This window comes from Echinicola rosea (assembly GCF_005281475.1).
Taxonomy (GTDB): domain Bacteria; phylum Bacteroidota; class Bacteroidia; order Cytophagales; family Cyclobacteriaceae; genus Echinicola; species Echinicola rosea.
This window is the reverse complement of the sequence record NZ_CP040106.1, coordinates 845,890-869,726: the sequence shown is the minus strand read 5'-3', so window position 1 is coordinate 869,726 and position 23,837 is coordinate 845,890. Positions and strand designations below refer to the sequence as shown.

General features: G+C 36.9%; 21 protein-coding genes and 2 pseudogenes. 11 read left to right on the top strand and 12 right to left on the bottom strand.

The window, feature by feature from the left end; all coding sequences use genetic code 11:
• Window positions 1–151: 151 nt before the first annotated feature.
• The 8 genes and pseudogenes from FDP09_RS03640 to FDP09_RS03605 form a co-directional block, all read right to left on the bottom strand.
• Window positions 152–1,186, bottom strand: coding sequence for a nucleotidyl transferase AbiEii/AbiGii toxin family protein (locus FDP09_RS03640; RefSeq protein WP_137401349.1), 1,035 nt, complete (start codon window positions 1,184–1,186; stop codon window positions 152–154).
• Between the two features lies 1 nt (window position 1,187).
• Window positions 1,188–1,781: a DUF6088 family protein gene (locus tag FDP09_RS03635; RefSeq protein ID WP_137401348.1), complete on the bottom strand. Its 594-nt coding sequence runs from the start codon at window positions 1,779–1,781 to the stop codon at window positions 1,188–1,190.
• Window positions 1,782–2,833: 1,052 nt separating this feature from the next.
• On the bottom strand, window positions 2,834–3,208 hold the full coding sequence (locus FDP09_RS03630) for a helix-turn-helix domain-containing protein (protein WP_137401347.1): 375 nt from the start codon (window positions 3,206–3,208) through the stop codon (window positions 2,834–2,836).
• Window positions 3,209–3,294: 86 nt separating this feature from the next.
• Window positions 3,295–4,377, bottom strand: coding sequence for a Fic family protein (locus tag FDP09_RS03625; protein ID WP_137401346.1), 1,083 nt, complete (start codon window positions 4,375–4,377; stop codon window positions 3,295–3,297).
• A 523-nt stretch (window positions 4,378–4,900) separates the two neighbouring features.
• A pseudogene (locus tag FDP09_RS24400) lies at window positions 4,901–5,507 on the bottom strand (Fic family protein); the annotation flags it as partial.
• 48 nt (window positions 5,508–5,555) lie between these two features.
• Window positions 5,556–6,947 carry a DUF1593 domain-containing protein gene (locus FDP09_RS03615; RefSeq protein ID WP_137401345.1) on the bottom strand — a complete coding sequence of 464 codons (1,392 nt, stop codon included), beginning with the start codon at window positions 6,945–6,947 and terminating at the stop codon, window positions 5,556–5,558.
• A 79-nt stretch (window positions 6,948–7,026) separates the two neighbouring features.
• Window positions 7,027–8,415 (bottom strand): pectate lyase family protein, encoded by a 1,389-nt coding sequence (locus FDP09_RS03610; RefSeq protein WP_137401344.1) that lies wholly within the window; start codon window positions 8,413–8,415, stop codon window positions 7,027–7,029.
• Window positions 8,416–8,459: 44 nt separating this feature from the next.
• The gene (locus FDP09_RS03605; protein WP_137401343.1) at window positions 8,460–9,755 is read right to left on the bottom strand and encodes a nucleoside hydrolase-like domain-containing protein; all 1,296 of its coding nucleotides are present in this window, start codon (window positions 9,753–9,755) and stop codon (window positions 8,460–8,462) included.
• A 121-nt stretch (window positions 9,756–9,876) separates the two neighbouring features.
• On the opposite strand from FDP09_RS03605, the gene FDP09_RS03600 reads away from it, so the two are divergent.
• From FDP09_RS03600 to FDP09_RS03560, 9 genes and pseudogenes are all read left to right on the top strand, one after another.
• Entirely contained in the window at window positions 9,877–10,719 is an 843-nt protein-coding gene (locus FDP09_RS03600) for a helix-turn-helix domain-containing protein (protein WP_137401342.1), read from the top strand.
• Between the two features lie 945 nt (window positions 10,720–11,664).
• Complete coding sequence (locus tag FDP09_RS03590; protein ID WP_229683545.1) at window positions 11,665–13,047, top strand: DUF1593 domain-containing protein; 1,383 nt, start codon at window positions 11,665–11,667, stop codon at window positions 13,045–13,047.
• 27 nt (window positions 13,048–13,074) lie between these two features.
• Window positions 13,075–13,203 carry a hypothetical protein gene (locus FDP09_RS24155; protein WP_262710642.1) on the top strand — a complete coding sequence of 43 codons (129 nt, stop codon included), beginning with the start codon at window positions 13,075–13,077 and terminating at the stop codon, window positions 13,201–13,203.
• A gap of 440 nt (window positions 13,204–13,643) precedes the next feature.
• Complete coding sequence (locus FDP09_RS03585; RefSeq protein ID WP_222840316.1) at window positions 13,644–13,847, top strand: ATP-binding protein; 204 nt, start codon at window positions 13,644–13,646, stop codon at window positions 13,845–13,847.
• 795 nt (window positions 13,848–14,642) lie between these two features.
• Window positions 14,643–14,828, top strand: a pseudogene (locus tag FDP09_RS03580) (hypothetical protein); the annotation flags it as partial.
• 440 nt (window positions 14,829–15,268) lie between these two features.
• The gene (locus FDP09_RS03575; protein ID WP_137401340.1) at window positions 15,269–15,883 is read left to right on the top strand and encodes a hypothetical protein; all 615 of its coding nucleotides are present in this window, start codon (window positions 15,269–15,271) and stop codon (window positions 15,881–15,883) included.
• Between the two features lie 3 nt (window positions 15,884–15,886).
• Entirely contained in the window at window positions 15,887–16,996 is a 1,110-nt protein-coding gene (locus FDP09_RS03570; protein WP_137401339.1) for a CBASS cGAMP synthase, read from the top strand.
• Window positions 16,993–18,756 (top strand): E2/UBC family protein, encoded by a 1,764-nt coding sequence (locus FDP09_RS03565; RefSeq protein WP_137401338.1) that lies wholly within the window; start codon window positions 16,993–16,995, stop codon window positions 18,754–18,756. Before FDP09_RS03570 ends, FDP09_RS03565 begins: the two co-directional genes overlap by 4 nt.
• Window positions 18,750–19,220: a Mov34/MPN/PAD-1 family protein gene (locus tag FDP09_RS03560; protein ID WP_137401337.1), complete on the top strand. Its 471-nt coding sequence runs from the start codon at window positions 18,750–18,752 to the stop codon at window positions 19,218–19,220. Before FDP09_RS03565 ends, FDP09_RS03560 begins: the two co-directional genes overlap by 7 nt.
• A 199-nt stretch (window positions 19,221–19,419) precedes the next feature.
• Here the strand turns inward: FDP09_RS03560 and FDP09_RS03555 are convergent, their stop codons facing one another.
• Window positions 19,420–19,830, bottom strand: a complete 411-nt coding sequence (locus tag FDP09_RS03555; RefSeq protein ID WP_137401336.1) for a hypothetical protein — start codon at window positions 19,828–19,830, stop codon at window positions 19,420–19,422.
• Window positions 19,831–19,933: 103 nt separating this feature from the next.
• On the opposite strand from FDP09_RS03555, the gene FDP09_RS03550 reads away from it, so the two are divergent.
• Window positions 19,934–20,167 carry a hypothetical protein gene (locus FDP09_RS03550; protein ID WP_137401335.1) on the top strand — a complete coding sequence of 78 codons (234 nt, stop codon included), beginning with the start codon at window positions 19,934–19,936 and terminating at the stop codon, window positions 20,165–20,167.
• 3 nt (window positions 20,168–20,170) lie between these two features.
• On the opposite strand, the gene FDP09_RS03545 is transcribed toward FDP09_RS03550, so the two are convergent.
• A complete protein-coding gene (locus FDP09_RS03545) occupies window positions 20,171–21,664 on the bottom strand; it encodes a hypothetical protein (RefSeq protein ID WP_137401334.1) in 1,494 nt (497 codons plus the stop codon).
• A 528-nt stretch (window positions 21,665–22,192) separates the two neighbouring features.
• On the opposite strand from FDP09_RS03545, the gene FDP09_RS03540 reads away from it, so the two are divergent.
• Entirely contained in the window at window positions 22,193–22,393 is a 201-nt protein-coding gene (locus FDP09_RS03540) for a hypothetical protein (protein WP_137401333.1), read from the top strand.
• 251 nt (window positions 22,394–22,644) lie between these two features.
• Here FDP09_RS03540 and FDP09_RS03535 read toward each other — a convergent pair whose 3' ends face one another.
• Window positions 22,645–22,866: a zincin-like metallopeptidase domain-containing protein gene (locus tag FDP09_RS03535; RefSeq protein WP_262710641.1), complete on the bottom strand. Its 222-nt coding sequence runs from the start codon at window positions 22,864–22,866 to the stop codon at window positions 22,645–22,647.
• A gap of 68 nt (window positions 22,867–22,934) precedes the next feature.
• Window positions 22,935–23,711: an abortive infection system antitoxin AbiGi family protein gene (locus tag FDP09_RS03530; RefSeq protein WP_137401331.1), complete on the bottom strand. Its 777-nt coding sequence runs from the start codon at window positions 23,709–23,711 to the stop codon at window positions 22,935–22,937.
• Window positions 23,712–23,837 lie beyond the last annotated feature (126 nt).

Here is a 23,837-nt window from a genome sequence, read left to right as displayed (position 1 = left end):
TATCAAGCCTGGCTTTCGAACCATGGCGCCTCATCCGAACAGGGAATGGTTCCATGACTGCAGAAAGGGACCTTTATAATTTTGAAGGGGAGAGTAATCCTAATAGCAATCCTTTTTTCGGGCTTTTTAGCACTTTTATTTTTTGCCTCATTTATTTTTCAGGAAACTCCAGTGAAAACTCCCAATCAAGTTTTGAGAGCCTAGCTTTCAGCTTAATAAGATTCCCAAGCAGTTCATCAAAGGTTGGTGGATTTTCCTCATAAATCATTTGCTCACGCATTTTTTGATAATCCGCTTTCCATGGTTCTATCAAACCAGGTATGGGCATTGGATCAAGTGCCTTTGGCTTGTGACGATTATAGTCTATCCCGCCCACTTTTGAAAAAGTATATCTATGGTTCACAATAGTTTCATAGAGTGCTTTGTCCTGTATCGCTCTCTCGGCCACTTCAGAATTTGCCAATTGATGTACATCGTACAGATGCCGGCTTAAGCGATCCACCCGCATTTTCCCAATAGGCCTATGAAATTCCTCATGTAGCAAGAACAGCTTTTCCAGGAAAGTTCTTTCGGGATTTACTGTAGGTACTTTTATCAATGGTACGGTAAACTCTTTGCCCTCATATAGTTCATCGACAAGTGATCCAAACCTTTGAATGGTGTATGGCTCTCGTAAAGATCGACAACCGACCTCTATTTGAACTCTAGGCAAAAGGTAATCTGGCGTATCGAAAAGATTTGGATAGTGAATAAGAATAATTCTGGGGTCTTGGTCGCTATCCTCGGCAGGAATCACTTCAAAGCTGACATTTTGAAATCCTTTTGCGATAAACCTTGCTTCCAGTTCTTTACAGAATGGTCCAGTTGTATATATGCCAGCTTGTTTCCTAAGCTTAGTTCTTTGGTTTTTGGACAGATCTCCCTCGAAACCCAGGAAAGTGCGGTCTATAGCTAAATCAACATCTTCCGAAAATCGCTGGATCAGCTTCCATGCTTTACTGAGTGATGTTCCCCCTTTGAAAACAAGGCTTTGGCCAACCTCCATTTCAAATATGATCGATAAGGCCTGGGTCACCCACCAGTCCTTCTCAACTGCGAATGCTGGCATCCCAGTCCTATTACTAATGTCCTGAAAGATGAGTATTCTTTCTGATGGCTCAAGTGTGTAAAAATTGCCTTCCTGCATTTTATAAAGCTTTTTTCATGATTTTTTGAATCCAAACGGGTGCAAGCCCAATATCGTAAATCAAATCCTTTTGGTCTTCCTCCTTGAGTAGCTTTATTATTTTTGCTTCTTCACTTTCTGTGACTTGACCGTTTCCAATTTCTTTTAAAGCTTGTATGACCAAGCGGCTGATTTTCCCCTTGGCCAAAAGGTTTTTCGGAGTGGTCTTTTTAAACTTAATGGTTCGCTTTCCAATTTTTATTTCTCTTGGAGAGCCATCTGTCAATAAAACTATCCTCATAGGTATCTGTGTACTCAGTCCCAATGCATTTAATGCATAGGAGCCAGTTGGGACCGCTCTCACCTTGTCCCGCTTTATGATCGCTTTGGCAACTTCCTCAGCCGATGGCATTACTTCACCGATCAACTTACTTTTCTTGGGTCGGGTATAAATTCCCTGTGCTATTCGGAAAACAACCTCTTTATCTACTAATCGCTCCAATGCCTTTCTTACCGCATCAGAGGATCCGAAAGCCGAAAAATCATCAGGAAAAAATATTGACCCCAATGGTTTCTGTTTAATATACCTTTCTATTTGTTTTTGAACGCTTTCCATAGAACCATGCATAGTTGTTAGTCACAAAAATAAAGTATATTTGTGACTAACTATCTGTTGATGTTGTCACAAATATCGTTATAATATGTGACATTAAAGTGAGTTTTTCAGCTTTATTGATGCGATATACAAAGTCCTAAGGAGCTTGTGTATCTTACCCTCCTGACGGAAAAATAAACCTTATGAGCTGTTCGGTAATGCAGGACGTACAATTTGATAGCATATAAAGAACCAATATGAAGAAGGTGAACTTGATAAAGAATCAACTTGGCAGGAATTCAACCTAGTTCAAAAAGAAGAAGGTCTAGAAGCATCTATTTATAACTTGGATGTTGTTTTCTCGATGTGATGCTGGCTTTCAACTACATGAAAATAACCAGAAACCACTGTGGTCTTTTAAATATCTAGAGACTTCATTTCAGTAAATCCAAATCCATTTGAATGATTTCGATACGATCTCTTTGACTTTTACAACCTACAAAGCGCTCGCACATCACCTTTACCTATAAAAATTGAGTGACAATACAGTTCTAAAAGGGGGACAAATTTGAGTCATTTGGAACCAATTGGAATTGATTTGAATCAAATGAGGTTTATAAACTGCACCACAAACCATATAAAACACAAAAAGTTGACCATGAATGATCAACTAATTGTTTAGTATCGGGAACAGGGCTATTCAAAAATACTGGTAAACAGTGTGTTATGAAAAAAGGGGGACAAATAGGGGGACAGGTTCATTTTGGTTTTATAGCGCTGAATTTATTTGAATCTCATTATTCAAAAGCGGCTCTAATTGCCAGATAATCCCATTTTTCAATTCGAATTTTTGAATGAACTTTTTTCTTTTTGATGTAAAAAGCAGAAAATATACCTTTTTTCAGAAGGACAAATTTCAGAAAACGAACCTTTGATTTGGAATTGAATTCATTTGTATGTTTTTGGATATCATTTCCACCTCGTAAAATTCGTACGGTACGAGGGGTACGAGCCGTACGAGGTGTACGAATTTCAGACTAACTTTTCCATGGAATTTAAACACTCATTTTTTCTTACTTGCCATCCAGTTCGTACTGCTGGACCAGTACCTCAACTGGTAAGTTTAAGTAGCTGGAAAGATTTCTGACCATTTTGATGGTAAGAGGTCTTTTCCTGTTCAATACCAAGCTGAAGATAGTCTTACTGCCTATCGCCGGAATCAGGTCCTTGTCTTTTAAGCCTTTTCTTTCCATCATTTCTTTAATGGCTTCAATAGGATGAGCTAAGGCAATAGGATATTTTTCCTTCTCATATTTTTCGATCAAGGTAACTAACAACTCTGCCTCCATCCCTTCCGCACTGTCAGGATCTGAATCAAAAATTTTAGAAAGCCTGGCGAGGGATTCTTTATATTCCTGTTCAGTCGTAATGATCTTTTCCCACTTCATGATTTTAAGATAATATTCGATTTTAAAACTGATCTACTGTATTCGCATCCACCTTATCGTACTCGGAGTGGGTACCTTCCTGCTTATTAATTTTCCAGTATGTTCATCAATTTCTGGTTCAAGTATAATTTTTCTTTCCCTACTTTGACAGATTTCAGGAAGCCTTCTTCTTCCAATGCGCTGAGATAATTTCCAACTGTTTTTGGTGTTCCTAAATCAATGTCAATTAGGTTTTGCCTTTTGGTATATGGCAGCTTAAAAATGACCTCAACCAAATCTTTAGAATACACTTTCGGAAGCTTTTCTTTAATTTCTTGTCCAGTAATTTCCATAAGTTGAATTATTGATTCTAGCCTATCCAGCCCTTTTATCGCTGTTGTTTCTACCATGTCTAACATGTAGATTATGAATTTGGACCAGTCATTTTTTTCTGTTACGGCCCTTAACCCTTTATAATATTGGTCCTTATGGTCAATAATGTACTCACTTAGGAATAAAGCAGGAATATCAAGTAATTGCTCCAGTTTTAATTGAAGTAAAAGTAGGATACGACCAGTTCTGCCATTACCATCCGAAAAGGGGTGAATGGCTTCAAATTGGTAATGGGATATAGCCATTTTTATCAGCGGGTCTATCGAGTCGTTTTCATTAATGAAAGTTTCGAGATTAGCCATTTTTCCCCGTATAACTTGTTCTCCTGAAGGAGGAGTGTAAATTACCTCACCTTTGGTGTTGGATAGAGTAGTGCCAGGTGTAGTTCTTATACCCGCAGTATTTTGCTTAATACATTGAACCAGTTCTACACAAAGGTTTGTAGTTATGAAAGGTTTTTTCTCGAGCTTTTTAAACCCAATCCAAATAGCTTCTTTATAGCAAATCACTTCCTTAGTAGCTGGGTTATTGAATTTTTTGTCTGCCACTACGGCTTGATACAAGTCGTCATTTGTTGTTATGATGTTCTCAATTTCAGAACTAGCTTTTGCTTCTTGTAAGTGAAGGGTGTCAAGAAATAGGCTAGGATTAGGAAGGTTTCTTATGGCACCATTGAGCTGAGCTAATGCTCTACTAGCCTTAATGGTTTTAGTTAGTATCTCCTTAGTTTCCAAATCTCCTCTAGGCGGAAGAAGAGGTAGATTGTTATAAGGTTGAGATTTATTGAAGTCGTTCATAACGAGAGTAACTTTTACACTTGTATTTTATTCAGAGGTAAAAATACTAATTATTTACCCTTGTTTTGACATGAAAGGTAAGTTTTACGCTCGTTTTTGGTAACCGCAACACAGGCTTCAATACTTGTTTATGAATCTGGATGTTTTAGTAAAACACTGTTAGGTTTTTGATTGCAACAATGTTTCTCAAAGCTTATTGATCAATGGACGCTTAAAAATATTGATAAGTTTTCATTTTGAAAACTTATCTTGGCCATTTTGTGTCACTTGCCTCAAGAGACATCAGCAATTGAATTGTGCACACAGTGTGTGCATTTTTCCGTCTTCTATTTTTCATACGGTACGAGGCGTACGGTTCCTGCAATGCTTTAAAGAAAATTTAATTGCTTGTTCATGCTTTTAACTCCATTCGTAAAGTTAGTCTACCTTGACGGACTATTAACCGACTGCATGATATGCGCCGAATGAACCAAGAGGTTCACAGCCTGTCAACACATTTGCAGGAAATAGTCCTATGTGAGGTTTAGGAGTGGGATTCCCCGTTGTCTACCCGATTACCAGCTGGCATTCCTATCAATTCGTAATTGGTGCTTCTTCCTCCTGCTGCTTCTTTTTGCAAGATACCTTTCTCAATAAGGTCGTTAATATCCCTAACTGCTGAATCTTTTGAGCATTTTGCAATCTTTGCCCATTTGGACGAGGTTAATTTCCCGTCAAATCCATCCATTAGCCTATTCAACAGTTTTCTCTGTCGGTCGTTTAATGCAGTATCCACATGCTTTTGCCAAAAAGCAGCTTTGAACAGGACTTTTGAAAGTATCAAACCCGTGGATTTTAAGGCATTGATCAAACAGTTTAAAAACCAAACCATCCAATCAGTTATATCCAAATTCCCCTTTTTGCATTTTTTCCAATATATCATAATACTGTTTTCTTTCCAACCGGACCTGAGCGGACATACTGTAAAAACGCTGGTTACTTTTGTCAGCTTGCGCCAACAGCATATCCGTCAATGCTCTTGTTATCCTTCCATTTCCATCTTCAAAAGGGTGGATGGTTACAAACCATAAATGGGCGATTGCTGCTTTCATTACCAAGTCCATTTTACTATTGTTGAACCATTCAAGAAATACAGGATTGTTTCCCAATTTTACACCGGAACTTTGCACATCAATTAGTCACTTCACCTCAACGATGATTCTTCTGTAACTGGTTAATTTTGGTGAGCCATTATCAGTCACTTCGCAGATGATATGGGTGGTCTTGCCGGAGGGATTACTTGGAAGATCAATTTTAATATGATTGGAGTCGCTATTCTGGATCTTTATCTCATCTTTATAAGTACCTGCCTCAGGAATAATCCACCATTTGAAACTCAGCTCATCGCCTTCTGGATCATAAGATCTGGATGCATCTAACTTTATAGTTTGGCGTTTCTTTGCCTTCACTCTTAGCAACTCTATGCCCTCCATTTTATTTATTACCACAATTGGGTTGCGGTTTCCTTTCCCTTCACTTGCCCAGTCCATTCTGGCAGCGAAATTGTTATAGATTGCAGGGTAGAAGTAGTTTTCGTATTTCCTGGATATTTCAGCTTCCGGTGCTTGAAAGTTAGTAAAAGCTTTTGTTTCCTGATCTTCACTAAGTCCCTTTTCGAAATATCCTCCCCAACCTACTTGGGAAGGAACCATTGGGTCGTTCAAACCATTTGGCATCAGATGTAAAAAAGCAGGTGTATCACCTTCTACGCCGTATTTATATTTGGGATAGACTTTACCCAGATTTCCATGACTCTGTATATCAACTTCATATTTTTCCCAATTACTTTTACCTGTTCCATTCTGATATTTCCAGGCAGATTCATCCCAGATAAAGAGTAAATCATCACAAAACTCCCTTCTCATCCATTGGTGTGAGCTAATCGCAAAATCAGCTTTTTGATCTCTATCCTGATCGGTAATCGCATAGGTTGGGATTTTTTGAAGAAATGTCCTCAGTTCTGATTCTGATCTTGTTTGCTGCACTTTCCAGATAGCTTGGGCTAAGGTATTTCCTCCACCCCAAACTGTAATCCAAAGAGGGCGCAGGTCCGACTCATCTGCAAGCTCGATGATCAATTCACTTCCTTCCGAATTGTTGTCCGCTCCAATAAATTGCTGACCTCGGTTTTTGCTGCCAAATACAGTAATGCTTCGCAAATAGTCCGGACTTGGCCAGTAACCTATGCTTTGATTTGATTCATCGGCAAGAAAGCCTTGTTGATTTGATCGTTTCATCAAGTTTGGAAGGTCCTTTTCATAAGCGTCTATTGCATCATGGATCAAGTCCATGAAATCATCTCGAGTTTTATCGAGACTCCAACCTGTAGTGAAAATCAAGCCCTCGATTTCATATAAATCTGCGTGGACAAGCAATCTGACCAAAGATTCACTATCATCGGTTTCCCAAGTGGAAACATCCGTCAATACAATAATTCTCGGCTTTGGTATAGCTTTCTTTTGATCTTGCTGGGCAAAAGCACAGCAGGAAATAATAGACGCAATGAAAAGAGCGGGAAACGATTTTTTCATTAAACAAAAGGTATGACTCAAGAAGGAGCTAAGGAGCATTATAAATAATTTTGGGATAGATTTAGATGGTCGGGATTTTTTAATTGATTGAATTCAAATAATTTTCCAGCATGGTATAACCTTCTTTAATAATATTTCTATCTGCACCATCGGTAGGATTAAGACCGTTCTCCAATTCCCATTCATCTGGCATTCCATCATGATCGGAGTCCTTAGGAGCTGGTAAACTCTTGAGTTCAGGCCATCCACCTACATCGTTTTGGGAATCTATGATTCCTGATTTTTTTGAAGGGTCGATCAAAGAGTGATCCTTTCTATAAGTTCCTCCTTCATATGTTGTAGATCCTCCTTTTGTCTCGTTGACTATCCTGATATCCACTTCATCTCGTTTTGGCAGGATAGCGCCGGCGTTTGCTAATACCAATTCAAAAGCTTCTTCGGCCTTTTGTTGGTTTATGGGCATGGCATCCCACGGTTTATTTAGCTTCACAAATTTTAAGTTTTCTTCCCCTCCTTGAGGCTGCACTCCGCCTTCCCAATTGTTGGCAGTCACTTTCTCATTGCCTATCATGACATTCTCAGCAATATACCATTTTCCAAAATCACTCGTAGTATCCCGCATATTAGGGTTTACAAGTCTATATCGAACTTCTCCCTTCTCGGTAGCGGGCCCTGGTTTATAGTAGTTTGCGACCATATTGATCGTCGAAAATGCGAACTTCGGATTATTTACCTGTTGGTTTTCTCCTCCATAAGTGCTGTTGTATCCCCAGTTATAGACCACATTATTTCTATAATCTGTAAAGCCAGAACCTGACGCCATTCTTGGGTTTCGGCTACCATGATGAGCGAAAAGATTATGGTGATAGCTACCGTAGTTGGATCCCCAAATTCCACCAAAACCATGAGCTCCTTTGATATGATTGGAGTCATGCATGCTCTCCGAAATTATACTCCATTGTACAGTAATACTGTCGCAATGGTATATGGACATGGTTTCATCCACACTCCAGCTTGCAGAAATATGGTCTAAAATAATGTGTTTCGTATATCTACTTGAAACAGCATCTGTGTCCTCTCCGGATTCGTTACCGAGTCTTACTCTTATAAACCGAATGATCACATGATCAGCATCGATCATCAGAGGAAATTTTTTGAGGCAAACCCCATCTCCAGGAGCTGTTTGACCAGCTATGGTGATATAGGGATTTTTGATTCGAAGTGGGCTTTCTAATTCGATGGTTCCTGAAACTTTGAATACAACAGTTCTAGCCCCTTTTGCTTCCACAGCAGCTCTCAAACTCCCTTCCCCATTATCATTCAAATTGGTGACTTCATAAACCGCTCCTCCACGGCCACCTTTGGAAAATTTCCCATAGCCTTCAGCTGTGGGAAAGGCAATTTGTTGGCAAATAGCTGATGTGTACATAATCAGGTTCAAAATGCCTATAAATAAGATTCTTTGCATATTTTGGGAGTATTATTATTTCTTTGAATTTTAATAGATTGAAATTATTTATCGAGCCATTTCCACCTTTCTGCCCAATCCATTAAAAACTCATTTCTATATTTTGAGATGGTCTTGGCGCCTTGCTGATCTTCGATAAAAAGAGTTTCATCTACTTTGTCACTATACCAATTTGCACCTAATTGGTAATCATCTGGTGAAGCATTTCCCGGCCAAGGAAAGGTGCTGATGTAATTTCCTTCCAAACCGTCCAATTCAGAGATAGCACTACTGGACTTATAATATCCCTTTTCGGGTTTTTTAGACGAATATTTAATCCCATAAATACCATCACCCAAATATAATCCTGGCCAAGTCTGATTTTGAATCTCCATTTCGAACACAACTGAATCCTCGGGGACCTCAAGTTCAGGCCCTTCAAACCTCCACTCAATTGTTCCATAGGCCGCCACCTTATCTTCTAATGAACTTCCTCCTAGAAATATATTTCTTGAACTGCGATTGATCTTTTCAAAACTTCCACCCCAGCTTTCTCCGGTAGGTTCGTTTGGGTCGCCGTTCATAAGATAAACCAGTGAAGGAGTGTCGCCCATTTTGATATTTCCATCATAATACTTGATAAAATCCTGGCCCATGGCTCCTCGACCATCAATGTAGTTTTTGTAAAAGGCATCTCCTTTTAGATCCTCTGGCGAATCCTCATCCATAAACCATCCTCTGTAGGTGGAATTTGCCTCTATCATCCAAAGGTCAGGATGATGTTCAGCTATATAGGTATAGGCATTGATACTCCACTTTTTATTGGGGCCGCCTATCCAATACACTCTGATATTTTCTTTGATTTCGGGAGCATCATGAAGTGCCTGTGCAAGATCTTCAATCCCTCCCCAAACAAGTACCCATAGCGGTTGCTCACTTTCTTTTTTTGCACATTTTATAATCCATTCTGAACCTTCCGTAGGAATGGTATAGCCCCTAAAAGGTGCGGCATCTTTTCCCCCTTGCTTGGTAATGGATCTTAGGGATGTTGGAGTTGGAAATTCTGGAGCATGTCTTTGGAGTTGAGTGTAATCTATTTCATATAGATCAATCATATCTTGAAAATCCTTGGTGCTGCCTTCTCCATAAGGTGATGAAATCAAGCCTTCGATCTGGAATTGATCTGCATACATCAATAGGTGAATCATCGACTGAAAATCATCAGGATCTGTTCCACCTATATCTGAGCTGATCAATACCCTTGGCCTAAGAACTTTTTTCTCATGTTCCTTGCAGCCAAATAAGGAAGCAAAAAACAGGACCCCTATTAAACCTGGTATAATTTGACTTTTCAATTTCATTCTTTGGATTTACCTATTGACCCTTGGATTGAGACTTTAACCTAAGTCATGAAATGTAAAATTATTCTCGTATTTACAGAAAAACTACCTACATTTCTGTATAAACCTATCAAAATCCTAGATGATAAATACTTTCGATGAAAGCCGAAATGAGTTTAAACCTTATGGATTGACTTGTGAGCTATGGTCTCCAAGCATAATGAGAAAGCATGATAGACACAATGAAATTGAAATAAACTTTTTCCCGGAAGTTGGCATTACTTATCTTATTCAAGGAAATAAAGTAGTTGTTCCACCTAAAAAACTGACTGTTTTTTGGGGGCTTATTCCCCATCAAATTATTGATTTCAATAATGATAAGCCATATTACGTCTGCACGGTACCATTCTCACTTTTTTTGGAATGGAAGCTTTCAGTTCCTTTTGTGGATAGGCTGCTTAAAGGTGACGTGCTATTTGAAGCTTCTGAGGAGCGTTCGAAGTACGATGAGTATCTTTTCAAAAACTGGCTGGCAGATATCAATGTAAATGAAGCTGCTGAAGTTGCGTTGCTCGAAATACATGCAAGATTGAGAAGAATGTCTATAGGCAATTACTCTTCTGAAAAAAAGGAATACCCATCACTTCAATCCAATGAAATCAGTCAGGTTGAACGGATTGCTATTTTTATTGCTCAAAATTATTCGGATCCTATCAAAGTATCTTCAATTGGTCAGGCTGTGGGTTTGAATCCTGACCATGCTAACTCGATTTTCAAGAGGACATTTGGAAGCACACTAAGCGAATACATCACCGAGGAAAGAATCTCTCATGCGCAGAGGAAGTTGGTAGCGACAGACAAAAGCATCACAGATATCGCGTTTGATTGTGGTTTCAATTCTATCAGTCGCTTTAATGCAGCTTTTCTGAAAATCAATGGGTGTACACCAAGAGAATTTAGGAAGAGGTATTTATTGAACAGATAACAATAAATCTTCCAATAAAAGAAAAAAAGTAAGATGGGGACAAATAGATGAACAGGTTCATTTTGGATTTATAGCGCTAAATTTATTTGAATCGTATAATTCAAAAGGGGCTCACATTACCAAACAGGCCCGTTATTCAATTCAAATTTTTAAATGATCTTTTTTCTTTTTGATGTAAAAAGCAGAAAATCGACCTATTTACATATGTACAAATTTTAGAAAACGAACCTTTGATTCATTATTGAATTCATTTGCATGTTTCTGAATATCATTTCCACCTCGCAAAATTCGTACGGTACGAGGTATACGAATCCTGCAATGATTTCTATAGAATATTTTAGTATGCATTTTTTCTTGGTTACCATACAGTTCATAATAGAGGCCATGATGGTCCACAGGGTTTGAGCTTTGTAAAGCTAAAGAGTTCCCACATATTGTAAAAGGGCTGGAATCAGGAAAAGGTGATTGACACTGCACACCCTGCGCCATAGTTTTGCTGTCCACTAATTGGAAAACTGTACGGACATACGATATATCCAGACACTTCTGTGTCACAATAGCCCAAAGACAACCATGCTTTATACCCACGTGAGTGAAAATAAGTTGGAAAAAATAAGCAGCCCTTTTGCGGGCAAAACTGTCAATCCAATCAGAAGTTTCAAGCAGCGAAACCTGAGATCCTCCTGAAAACTCCCGTCATGAAAAGATCCTAGAATGATAAATGTGCATAGCACTTCACCGGCTTCGTCTAACTTTGTTTTAAACGCAATCTTGATAGTCTGAAGAAAATAGTTTAATTTTTGTCTAGATTGCGTTTAAAATACTTTACGTTTGCCGCGTACCAGAACTATTAACATGGCCCATTAAATGAATCGACTGATTATTATATTTCTATCACCAATAATTTTTTCGTGTTGCAATAGTGTCCCTTCCATTGGATCAGAAGTGAGACCACGTATAATTGTCACTTCAGATGGTGAAATAGACGATGAATGTTCGTTAGTTCGATTTTTACTTTATACGAATGAATGGGATGTAGAAGGCATCATTACTTCAAGCTCTCAATATCATTGGCAAGGTCATAGATGGGCAGGGAATGATTGGGCAGTTCCCTACCTGGAGGCATACGAAAGAGTTTACCCTAACCTCCTTGAGCACGACAAAGATTATCCATCCCCTGATTACCTCAAATCTGTCACTTTGCTGGGTAATGTAGCAAACGAAGGTGAGATGGATGCCATTACACCCGGCTCTCAGCATATTGTCAACGTATTGCTGGACGAATCAGATGACCGCCCTGTTTGGGTTCAGGCATGGGGTGGTTCCAATACCATTGCACGAGCATTGAAGACCATAGAAGAAGATTACCCTGATAAAATGGAAATTGTAGCTAATAAACTCCGATTGTTTTTGATATGGGAGCAAGATTCGACCTACCAGTCTTACATTCGTCCACATTGGGGGAAATACAATATTCCTACAATCATCAGTGACCAATTTTGGGCTATTGCCTACCAATGGGACAAAGTTATGCCCGAGGATAAAATCGATTACTTCAAAGTGGACTGGATGAAAACAAATATTCTGGAAGGACATGGCCCACTTTGCTCATTATATCAGGCCTATCAGGGCGGCAATGATAACGAAGGCTGGGGAGCGGGCAGCCCAAAGCAGAAAGGCTCTTTTCGATCGGAAGGTGATTCACCCGCCTTCTTACACACTATCCCAACCGGATTGCGCAATATGGAATCTCCTGTTTTTGGTGGGTGGGGCGGCAGATATGTACATGTCAGGGAAAATACCTGGCTAGACCCCGTTCCTTTTGACGATTATGAATATCCCGAAGGCAGATGGTACACCAAATCAGCCTGGGGAAGAAATTACATGAGGTCTGTTTACCCGGAAAATCAGGATCAGATGAACGTGTATTTTAAACCCATGACACGTTGGGCAGATGCTTTACAAAATGACTTTGCTGCGCGTGCCGACTGGTGTGTTAAAAGTTTCAAAGATGCCAATCATCAACCAGTGGTACAGCTTAACCATAAGGTTGATCTGGTAGCCTACCCCGGTGATGATGTAAGCCTCAATGCTGAAGGCAGTTATGACCCGGATGACGATAAATTATATTGTAAATGGTGGCAATATGAGGAGGCTGATACTTATGAGGGGATTGTGAAAATTGATCAACCGGAAAGTTTTAACACGAATTTTACAATTCCTGCTGATGCTAATCAAGGTGAAACCATTCATATCATCTGTGAAGTTCGAGACAATGGCACCCCTAACCTGACGCGATACAAGAGAGTGATAATAACCGTAAAATAGGATGTTGAATATTTAAAAACCCCAATTATGAAAAATCTGCTATTCCCCATGGCGCTACTGATCGTTTCGTGTGCATATGCCCATCAGCTCGCATTCCCTACAACCGAAGGTTATGGGAAATTCGCCAAGGGAGGAAGAAGAGGTGCCGTTCATTAAGTTACCAACCTTAGGGACAATGGAAAAGGCAGCCTTAGGCTACTGTAGATGCCGAAGGCCCACTAGCGGTTGTTTTAAGGCCTCTTGAAACATAGAGCTGGAGAGCCCATTAAGTATCAAAAATCCCTACATTACAATTGCTGGACAGACTGCCCCGGGGATGGGATTTGCTTAAAAAAACATCCGTTACAAATAAATGCTGACCATGTGATCATTAGATATATCCGGGTGCGTCCAGGTGATTTGTCAGCCAATGACTATGATGCGGTTTCCGGTCGGTATTTCAAACATGCAATTATCGATCTTGTTTCTGCCAGCTGGAGTATCGATGAGTGCATGTCCATCTATCATTGTGACAGTATCACCGTGCAGTGGAGTATGATTGCCGAAAGTCTGAGTGGCTCAAACCATGTAAAAGGTTCTCATGGGTTCGGCAGTATATGGGTCTCCAACTATGGTACTTACCATCCCGCTATGAGAAAAGTTCATCGATCATTGCATCACAGATACCGGTCAGTCAATGGCATGGAACCATTGGTGATGACAGCATTGCAGATGCCGTGCTCGACAGGCTCGTATCCTCCTCACATAAGATAGAAATGGAAGGAGAGTCCATGATAAGCAAAAAGAAGTTGGACAATTAAATTTTAACCCTATTATTGCATTTGGAAAATGGCCCAATGATTCCCGGAATCCGTAGCCCAGTATGCGCCGGTGCACCCCTGCTAAGCGCTCGCACATCACCTTTACCTATAAAAATTGAGTGACAATACAGTTCTAAAAGGGGGACAAATAAGGGGACGAAAAGGGGGACAAATTTGAGTCATTTGGAACCAATTGGAAGTGAATTGAATCAAATGAGGTTTATAAACTGCACCAAAAACCCTATAAAACACAAAAAGTTGACCATGAATGATCAACTAATTGTTTAGTAGCGGGAACAGGGCTATTCAAAAACACTGGTAAACAGTATTTTATGAAAAAATAGGGGCAAATGTAGGGACAGGTTCATTTTGGTTTTATAGCGCTGAATTTATTTGAATCGAAATATTCAAAAGCGGCTCAAATTGCCATATAAGCCCGTTTTCCAATTCAAATTTTTGAATGGTATTTTTTCTTTTTGATGTAAAAAGCAGTAAATCGACCTGCTTTAAGATAGACGAATTTCAGAAAACGAACCTTTATTTTAGAATTGAATTCATTTGCATGTTTTTGAACATCATTTCCACCTCGTAAAATTCGTACGGTACGAGGGGTACGAGCCGTACGAGGGGTACGAATTATAGATTGTGTTAAAGAAAATTTTAATATGCATTTTTTCATGGTTACCATCCAATTCCTAATAGTGGCCACAATAGTCAACAGGGTTTGAGCTTCGTAAAGCTAAAGAGTGCTCACATATTGAAATGGGGCTGAACGTATTGTGATGTGGAAACTGGAAGACGAGAAAAAGACTGGAGACATTGTTCTCCCAGCTCTGTGACCAGTTTATGATCCTAAGAAATTATACCCAATCATTCCTCGGCTTCAAAACCAGAATCCTTGCCAAAATACCTGCCCAAACCTTGAAGAGTATTCCGATCCATAGTATACCAGTGTTCCAAGGCACTGTAACATACTGGTAGATTATGGATTTCATATTCCTGAAAAGTATAGAAGTATAGACCTCTCTCAACTACTGTACTTGACTAAGCTTATCCCTATAAACATTCTTTTCTTATGGGAGCATATTTTATTAAATTCAACATTTATGTCATAAAATTTGATTTGTATGGCACATTAAAAGCTCTATATACTGACAAACTGACTTAATTCAGAAACTTTTACGGTTTCATAATGAATAAAATACGCCATTAACTAGAAGATTTGACACTTATGTAATGTTTTGGTTATCTGGCACTATCCATGTTATAATTAGTCAATCAAGTTTGAGTAGATTTCAGATAATATTAGAAAAAAATTAGGAGAAAGTGGAGCCAGATTTAATTGAAACCACTCTTAAATTCGACAGGGAAAAATGTAATTATAATAGTATAAATATGCTAAATAAATTTAAAAAAGGACCATGAACAACGGATACTTCAAATACTATAAATCAAGTGTTCTAGTAAGTTTACTAGTGATACTTGGAATCAGTCTATTTTTGGCAAAAGATTATTGGGGTTTGTCATTTTCAATAGTTTCTGTGATCACGGGTCTTTTATTTGTCATTGACAAATGGTTATGGAAAACTAGATTATTTTCTTGGATGTTTTGGATTGAAGACTTTTCAGGACGGTACGAGGGCTATCTTGAATATGAGTATAGAGATGATAAATGCGTAGTAAAAAAGGGGAAACTGAAACATGTTAAAATAATTCACCAAACTGGGAGCAAAATCACTGTTTTTTCATTCACTCAAAAACCAGATGGTACTCCATCTTCAGTTTCTGAAAGTTTAGGTTTGCATGTAGATAAAACAAATGGAGATAAACATTTTGAATTAATTTACTCCTATTTAAACCATGGTAGTACAGAGCAAAATTTTTCACCACATTATGGCACTGAAATAATCAAAGTAATTGGAACGCACAAAAAAAAAATATCTGGGAGATATTTTACTGAAAGACTCCCATATTTAACAAAGGGTATCTTTAAAGATATGAAATGGATAAGTAAAAATGAAGAACATGAATTTTAAATTATGGCAAACTGTAACAATTTATTTGAAGAGTTTAACAAAGAAATAAGGCTTAACAACGATAGGAGAGTTATTCTTAGGGAAAGAAGAAATAACCTTAGAAAAAGAATCGGGAATGGTTTTAACGAACTAAAGCAAGAGAGGTATTTTTCTGAAACATTAAATATATCTGTTGATGAGATTTTGGAATTTCAAAGCCAAGGATCCTATGTAATGGATACCATTGTCAATCCTTGTCGAAAAGTAGACGAGTATGATATTGATGATGGTGTATATTTTTTGGGACCAAGGTCTTCCAACAGGAGGCCTACAGAACAGCAATTTCATGATTTTATAATTGCTGCTATTAAGAAAGGAAAAGGTGATTTTATTATAGAGAAAATTCAGGACAAAAAAACTTGTGTAAGAGTAAGTTACAAGGGAGAAAATGGGGATTTTAATTACCATGTTGATTTGCCAATTTATTATGCTACCAATATCAAAGAACCAGAATTGGCTGATAGTGAAGAAGGTTGGAAAGTGAGTAATCCAATTGACTTCATTGTATGGTTTGAAGATTTAATCCAATCAGGATTTGAATCGAAATTTATTCTTGAAAGGAAACTTTATCAAGAGGAATACGAGCAATGGTTAAATGATAGGAGAAAAAAGGATCACCAGCTAAGAAGAATAGTACGATACTTAAAAGCATGGGGAGATAATTTGAGTAAAGAAATGCCTCCTGGAGTAGTTATGACTATTTTAGCTGGTTCTGGCTCAAACTATAGGGAACATGAACGAGATGATGTATGTCTTCGAGACACTTTAGTCAATATTAAAAATTTTCTCCAAGTTAATGGCTTTAAATGTCCCCGTCCAACCACGCCAGTTGGAGAGGATTTATTCCGCAGTTATTCTCAGGCCAATAAAGATCATTTTAGCAATGAACTAGATAGTTTTATTATAAGTGCAAATCAAGCTATTGAAAATCCAATTCAAAAAGACGCTTGCCTTAAATGGCAAAAACATTTAGGAAATAGGTTTCCTTGTGCAATTGCAAAAGATGAAATTGAAGATTCAAAATCTTATGCGGCAGCCTCAATAATTAAAAGTGACAATTCAAGAAGTGCATGATAGATCACGAGGATGCTAAAAAGATTGCATATGAAAAAATAAAGAAGGTAGAAAATGTTAAAATTTTATCTTCCGAAGAGCGAAGAAGAGATTTTCCTAACTCTAGTTTAGAAATTTGGGAGGTCTCTACTGAAATTCTTTTAGATGATAACATATTAAAACCTATAAAATTTATTTTATTATTCTTACCTGACTTTCCTTTATCATTTCCAACCGTATTATTGAGTAAGGATGATTATGAAAAAACGAAGCATATACCCCACGTAGATGTAAATCGCTTAGTTTGTACTTTTCAAAACCATTCAAAACCAAATCCTGATAAACCTAGTGAAGTTGTTCTGGAAACCTTACGAAGGTCAAAGAGAATTATTGAGGACGGATTAAATGGCGTAAACACTTCTGATTTTGATGAGGAGTTCATGTCATATTGGCAGAGTAAGTATTCTACTAAAGACTCCGTGTCAGCGAATATCATTTTATTAACAAAATTGCCAGTAGGAAAGAATTTAAAGTTCATTAAACTAAGTAAGTCATTTAATGAAATTTCTATTGTTATTCACCAAGAGGAAGATATTGCAATTCGTTTTAAATCTTTTTTGACAAAATCTGGAATATACTTTACTGAAACCCAAGGGTTTTTTCTTGGAAATTGGGATAATAAGCTTTTACCTCCTTTTGATTGGACTAATAGGCAAGTTATTGATTTAGTCAAAACTGAATTTCCTTTAAAATTTAAAGAGTATTGTGACTTTTTGAATAATAAAAAACTGAATCCAAAATTAATTCTGTTTTCTAAACATTTAAATGGTGAGATAAAATACTTCGGATGGTTCCATAAAACTCCGAACTTAAAAAGGAATGGATTTCGGCCAAATACATTACAGCCTGTGAAAGCAATGTCAATTTTTGAGGGTAATGAGCATCTATTTAGGTTAAGTCCTGAATTAATTAATTCTTCAAGATTGGTAAAAAGAAGTGCAGGTCCTCAACAAAATATTGGTAAGCAATTTATCTACTCTATGACTGGCCTTGGAAGCATTGGCTCAAATTTAGTTCACTTTCTAAAAAGTGACCCAAATGCTGAATTTCGTTTAATTGATAACGATATTTTAAAACCAGAAAACATAGGACGTCATCTGCTTGGCTTTAGTTATTTAAACTGGTATAAAACCTCCGGGATTGAAGATTACTTGAAAAATAATAGTCCGCTAAGGGCCGTGTCTATTAGAAAATCGTCAATATATGACATAATTATTAATGAAACTGAATATATAAATGAATCTGATATATTGATAGTATGTATAGGCGAAGAAAATATTGAAAGATGGATAGCCAGCAAACTTGAAGAAAACGTAATCAAGGTACCAATAATTTTTATATGGGTAGAGCCATACTTGGCTGGAGGCCACTGTGTTTATATCACACCAAACGAAAATAATTTTTCGAGCTTTTTCGATGAACATGGCTTATTTAAATTTAATATTATTCATAGAGATGAGTACCTATTAAATAATCCTATTCTTACACTAAAAGAAGCAGGCTGCCAAACACATTTCACTCCCTATGCCGCTGACCAAGTATTAAGTTTTCTAGGTGTTCTTTATCCATATATTTCAAATGTTATAGCGAATGAAGAAAAAAACTGTAAGTCTTTTACTTGGGTGGGTAATAAATCTCAAATAATCTCAAATAATATCCGAATAAGTGAGTTTGGTTCTAATCTTACTGAGGGATCAATAAATCTTAATCATCTATGGTAGAGGTAGTTTTAAACAAGTTCAGAATTGTACTTCTTGATTCTGTCATTGATGTATTGAGAAAATATAAACAAGTCAACTCAAAATCTCATGAATCTGGAGGAATTCTCTTGGGGCAAGTGAAAGGAAATTCTATTTACATTATGCGAGCATCTATTCCAACTAATTGGGACAAATCGAGTCGAAATTCATTTAATAGATGCAAAGATATCGCGCAAGTTATAATTAATTATGAGTTTGCAAATAGTAATCAAAAAACAATTTACTTAGGTGAGTGGCATACTCATCCAGAAAAATCACCAACACCATCAAGCGTTGATAAAAAAATGATTCTGGACCAATTTAAAGATAATGAGCTTAACGAACCATTCTTGATTTTGGTAATTCAAGGCATCAAAGGAATTCATATAAGTATTACCAATGAAGAAGGTACAAATGGAATTACACTAACAGATGTGGTATATTGAGTTGATAGGCAAATAGTTGGGAATGGGAGTGTTAGCTAAAGTCCTATGTTGAAAACCAAGTAAAGCCGTGAGCCCTAAGCTCACGGAGCGCCTCACACACCACCGTACGTACAGGTCTCGCATACGGTGATTCACTGGATTGTAGGTTGCGATTTGGGAAGTAAGAAGCCCCTAGTTGAATCAAGCCTTCCATTTAATTTCAATAATGAATTCCATTATGTACAGTGATGTAATTTATATCCATATTTGAAACCACTCTGAAATCTTCTTCCTCAAAATCAAACTTAACTTTTGTGGAGTTAAAATTTATTTCAAAAAAATAAGAAGTAAAACCATTTTTGTCTGAGCCTGGGGGATAAGCAGAGGCTTTCATTGTTATTTTTCCTGATATTTCACAACCATTTGGTGAAAACAAAAGGTGAAATTTTATGTTTTCAATATTTAATTCTTTAAATGAAATATCTTCAATTTTTATCAATTCATATTCACCTTTATTGGTTTCTATCGTTCTTTCCTTTTGAAAGTTCAGTTTTTTCTTGATTGCACTCCCTAATTTTTGATAGTATTCATTTAAAACATTTGAAGCATCATTATTTAATTTGCGCATCATTTAATATTTAGTTTATTGTCTATTAAAATTTTATTTAGCATTACTTAGGTGAGTGGCATACTCATCCAGAAAAATTACCAACACCATCAAGCGTTGAAAAAAAATGATTCTGGACCAATTTAAAGAAAATGATCTTAACGAACCATTCTTGAATTTGGTAATTCAAGGCATCAAAGGAATTCATATAAGTATTACCAATGAAGAAGGTACAAATGGAATTACACTATCAGATCTGGCATATTTAGTTGATAGGCAAATAGTTCCCAGCCCCACTCGTTCAACGCTGCATTCAGGTTTGGCCATTCTGACCACCCAGACCCTTAGTTATTTGGCATAGTATTTATTCTTTCTTTACGATCGCATTTTCCACAACTGCATCATCGACCTGTATCTCTTTTGGCTGGATTTCATTGGTAGCGTCTGACCTTCCTTTTACAAGTTCACTTGAAAGATCGTCAAAGTAATTTTTAGAATTTTTATACTCAACAATCTTTTCCTTAAATATCTCAAGTGCTATGTTATAGTTCCTTATTTTTCCATTTACTAATTCAATTTGCTGTGTTTGATTTAAATCAGCTGAATCTGGCAATTCCATATAAGTTTTGGGTTCTACCTTCTCGAAGAATCGTACAATTAAGTCAGTGGAGCCAAATTCAATGATGGATGAATCTAACTTTCTTAAATCTGCATACAATTGTAATGTTTGCTTTTCCATATTTTCCAAATCAACTTGGGCATCGTTTACACGATCCTGGAGTGATTTGTGAGCCAGAAAGTCTTTGATGTTTTTAGTGTAATCTCTGACATTGAAGCCTGTGTAGTAATGAAAAGTGTGATCAGTGTTTTGAGAACCTTCGTATTTGCCATAAACTACACCAGCTTTAATGGTCAAATCCGAAGCATTAGCAGGAATGTTTACATTTAGGTTTGTAGCTGAAGCTAAACTGTCAAACACTTGTGACGAAATCATAAAGTTTTTAATCTCTATACATGAACTGACAAAATATAACTTCCAGTTCTGATTACTGGATAGGTCAGAATGGAGCCAGTCTAGGTTGCCTTTATTCACCTGATCATAAAGAAATTTCATCTCGCCTTCTGGGGAAACCCAATTGAGGACACGCATTGTATCTATTTTTACGGAGTACTCAATAAATTGTTGCTTGTCATTTTGGGTAGCAACATTTAATTTTTGGTAACCCGCATTAAAATCTACACCTAGTTGCTTACGGAGAATATAATGATCATAAATGGCTCTTGAATTTTGGACGAATGGGGCAGCAGTGAAAGGCATTGGAATTACGTCTTTTGATTTGTTCTGATCAGGGTTATGTAGGATAAATCTTCCAATTGGAAATGTACTTGCATCACCATAAATTTCATTATTTTTTCGGTCAAGAAGCTTATTGTATTCTTTATTGGACATTATTCGAAATAGTTCTGCAACAGGTGTGAAATTGTCATCATCTTTGGTTGCAGCCATAATTAAAATACTATTTACATCCCTTCTGTTCAAGTTTTCAATTGGTCTTGAGATCCCAAGAAAACTTTTTCTTTTGTTAAGTTCTGAGTCAAGATAGTAGCCGCTAAAAATGATCTCTTTAATTCTTCTCCTACTAAGTTTTATGGGTATGACTTTTCCATTAGATATATTTAATGGGATTTTATCCGATAGTACGCCAGAATTATCTTTTAGTTGGTAAAAACAAAGAGAAGCCTGATCGATGTCCATTCCAATTCCGTAGTCAAATCTAAATTCAAATGTAGCAGAGTATGAAGTCAGACAACTCAATGATAGTGATACAGTTAAAAGGAATTTTTTGATTGAATTCATGTTGCTTGATTTTTATAATTGATTTGTCTTTTTTATACTTTGTCCAACGAGTGTACATAAACATTGCTTAAACACCCCTTATATTCCATTCTTCATAAATGTTCATTTTAGTTAATTCAAGCCCAATTATCCATTTACAATTGTTTATTAATAATTTGTAAGCAAGTACAACTGACTATATCATATTAAAAATAAGATATCTACAGAACAAAAAAAATACCTGATTTAGGGTATTTTACAAATTTTAACTTGGCGATTTCATACATGTTGTCAATTCATATTTTGAAAAAAAATCACAAATCAAATTTATTTTGTGTGTAAATGGTTCGTTTGTGTAATTCAAAAATATAATTACCAACACCAATTAAGCAAAGCTAGCTATACGTGTCGTTGTAACTAGAGCTTTGATAAACACTTTAGTACCAACTTCTTTTTATGAAATCTGCCCACTATTGCAGTTTTTAAACCCAGCAGCTTTGAATCCTAACCATAAATGAGTAAACTAGTCAATCACAAAACTCACTGATTATGTGGTCAGTAATAAAATTTTTAGGAACACTTTTCATCAGCTTTATCGCGATGATCGGGGCGTTGGGTGCGGAAAATCCCTTTCCTCTTTTTGCTGTAGCCTGGGGAATATGGATTATTTACATCCTGAGCATTCGATCAAAAAGAAAAAAAGAGCTGGACAAAGAGCGATTGATCCGAGAAATTCTGGATAAGCTTTAGAATCCAAAAAGAAATTTCAGAGAGGTAAAAGATCCCAACAGAAAAAAGTAGAACGACCCAAAGGTGACTAGCTTAAAGCCCATTTTTGATAAAAAGGGATTTTTTAAATGTGCATCCTGGATCAGGGAAAGCAAGAATCCGATACTAAGAAAAACTATAACAATTAACAGCGGCTCCATAGTTTAAGATCATACGGTTTTGAACAAACAGTGTTTATTCTACAAAAATCCTGAATCGCAAAAAAGGGGATATCACTCCTCCCCTTCTATTTTAATTCCTAAAATATAATTTGCGGCTTGTTGGGCTGCATAGATCAATATTTTTGGGTCATCTTGCAGTGGCTTCAGCCAACCTTTCGTGTAAGTCAGGGAATTTTTAAAATTGGCATCTTTGATTCCGGCAAATGCATTCAAGAAACTAGCTCCCATTTCGGCTGTCAACTCTTCTTTCGTATACGCCACGGAGCAGAACAACTTGAGAAGCCTTGTTCTTTATAAACAGCACTAATTTAATGAAACAATATCACCTGTTAGCAATATCTTTAAAAGTCAGATATTATCTGTTGGCGCGTTATGATCCTACTTGTTAATTTCTTAATCGTTCGCTTATTGAATTTTTCTTTTATTTGCTCTATAGATTGAATGAAATCATCGATCTCTTCTTCGGTGTTAAGTATCAGATAGTTAATATCCTTTGGTTGAAAGTGTAGACGGTAAAGCTCAGAGACCATTAGATCGGCCTTATCTTTAATTTCCTTATTAAGAAATTGTTCCTTACCTAAGTGAGTCCAAATATCCTTATTGGTAATTCTAGGGACCCAACGCCATTCCCGCTCATCATAAAATCGTGTAAATTGATTTTTTCCATTTTTAAACATCTTTCCAGAATACGGCTTAGTAAACATTAGAAAGTCAGAGAAAAGTTGACGAAATTTTTTCTCCTTAGAATTTTTACTTCCTTCATCAAAATTTTGCCTATACCATTTTATGAGTTTTTCATAATTAGAAGCGGTTCTAGCCTTTTGTTTGGTATAGATTACAGGACTTAAATTTTTCTTAAATCCCCAATTTTTTGCTAATCCAATTCCATAGTTTCCATAAGTTCCTATATGTCTTTTAAGTTTGGAGAGAGGAATGTCACAAAAGCAGACCATCGGATAAGCCATTTCCATTTTCATGTCACCAGTTAAATAGTCAGTTCGTTCGAGGCAATATCTAGGTTCGAATGTTCTTTGTAAAATGCTCACTAAGTTCTCCTTTGAATTAGTGAAGTGAAAAAAAGTATTGGAACTAAGATTTTCGTAAGACTTGTGGCTCATTATGTTCTTGAAATAATTATTGCTAACGCTTAATGTATGAATCGTAATTATATTTTGTGGGTTTGCCTCATGTGGCTATGATATCATAATAATGTATCTGCTCAGCATGGACATCTCGAATGTAAG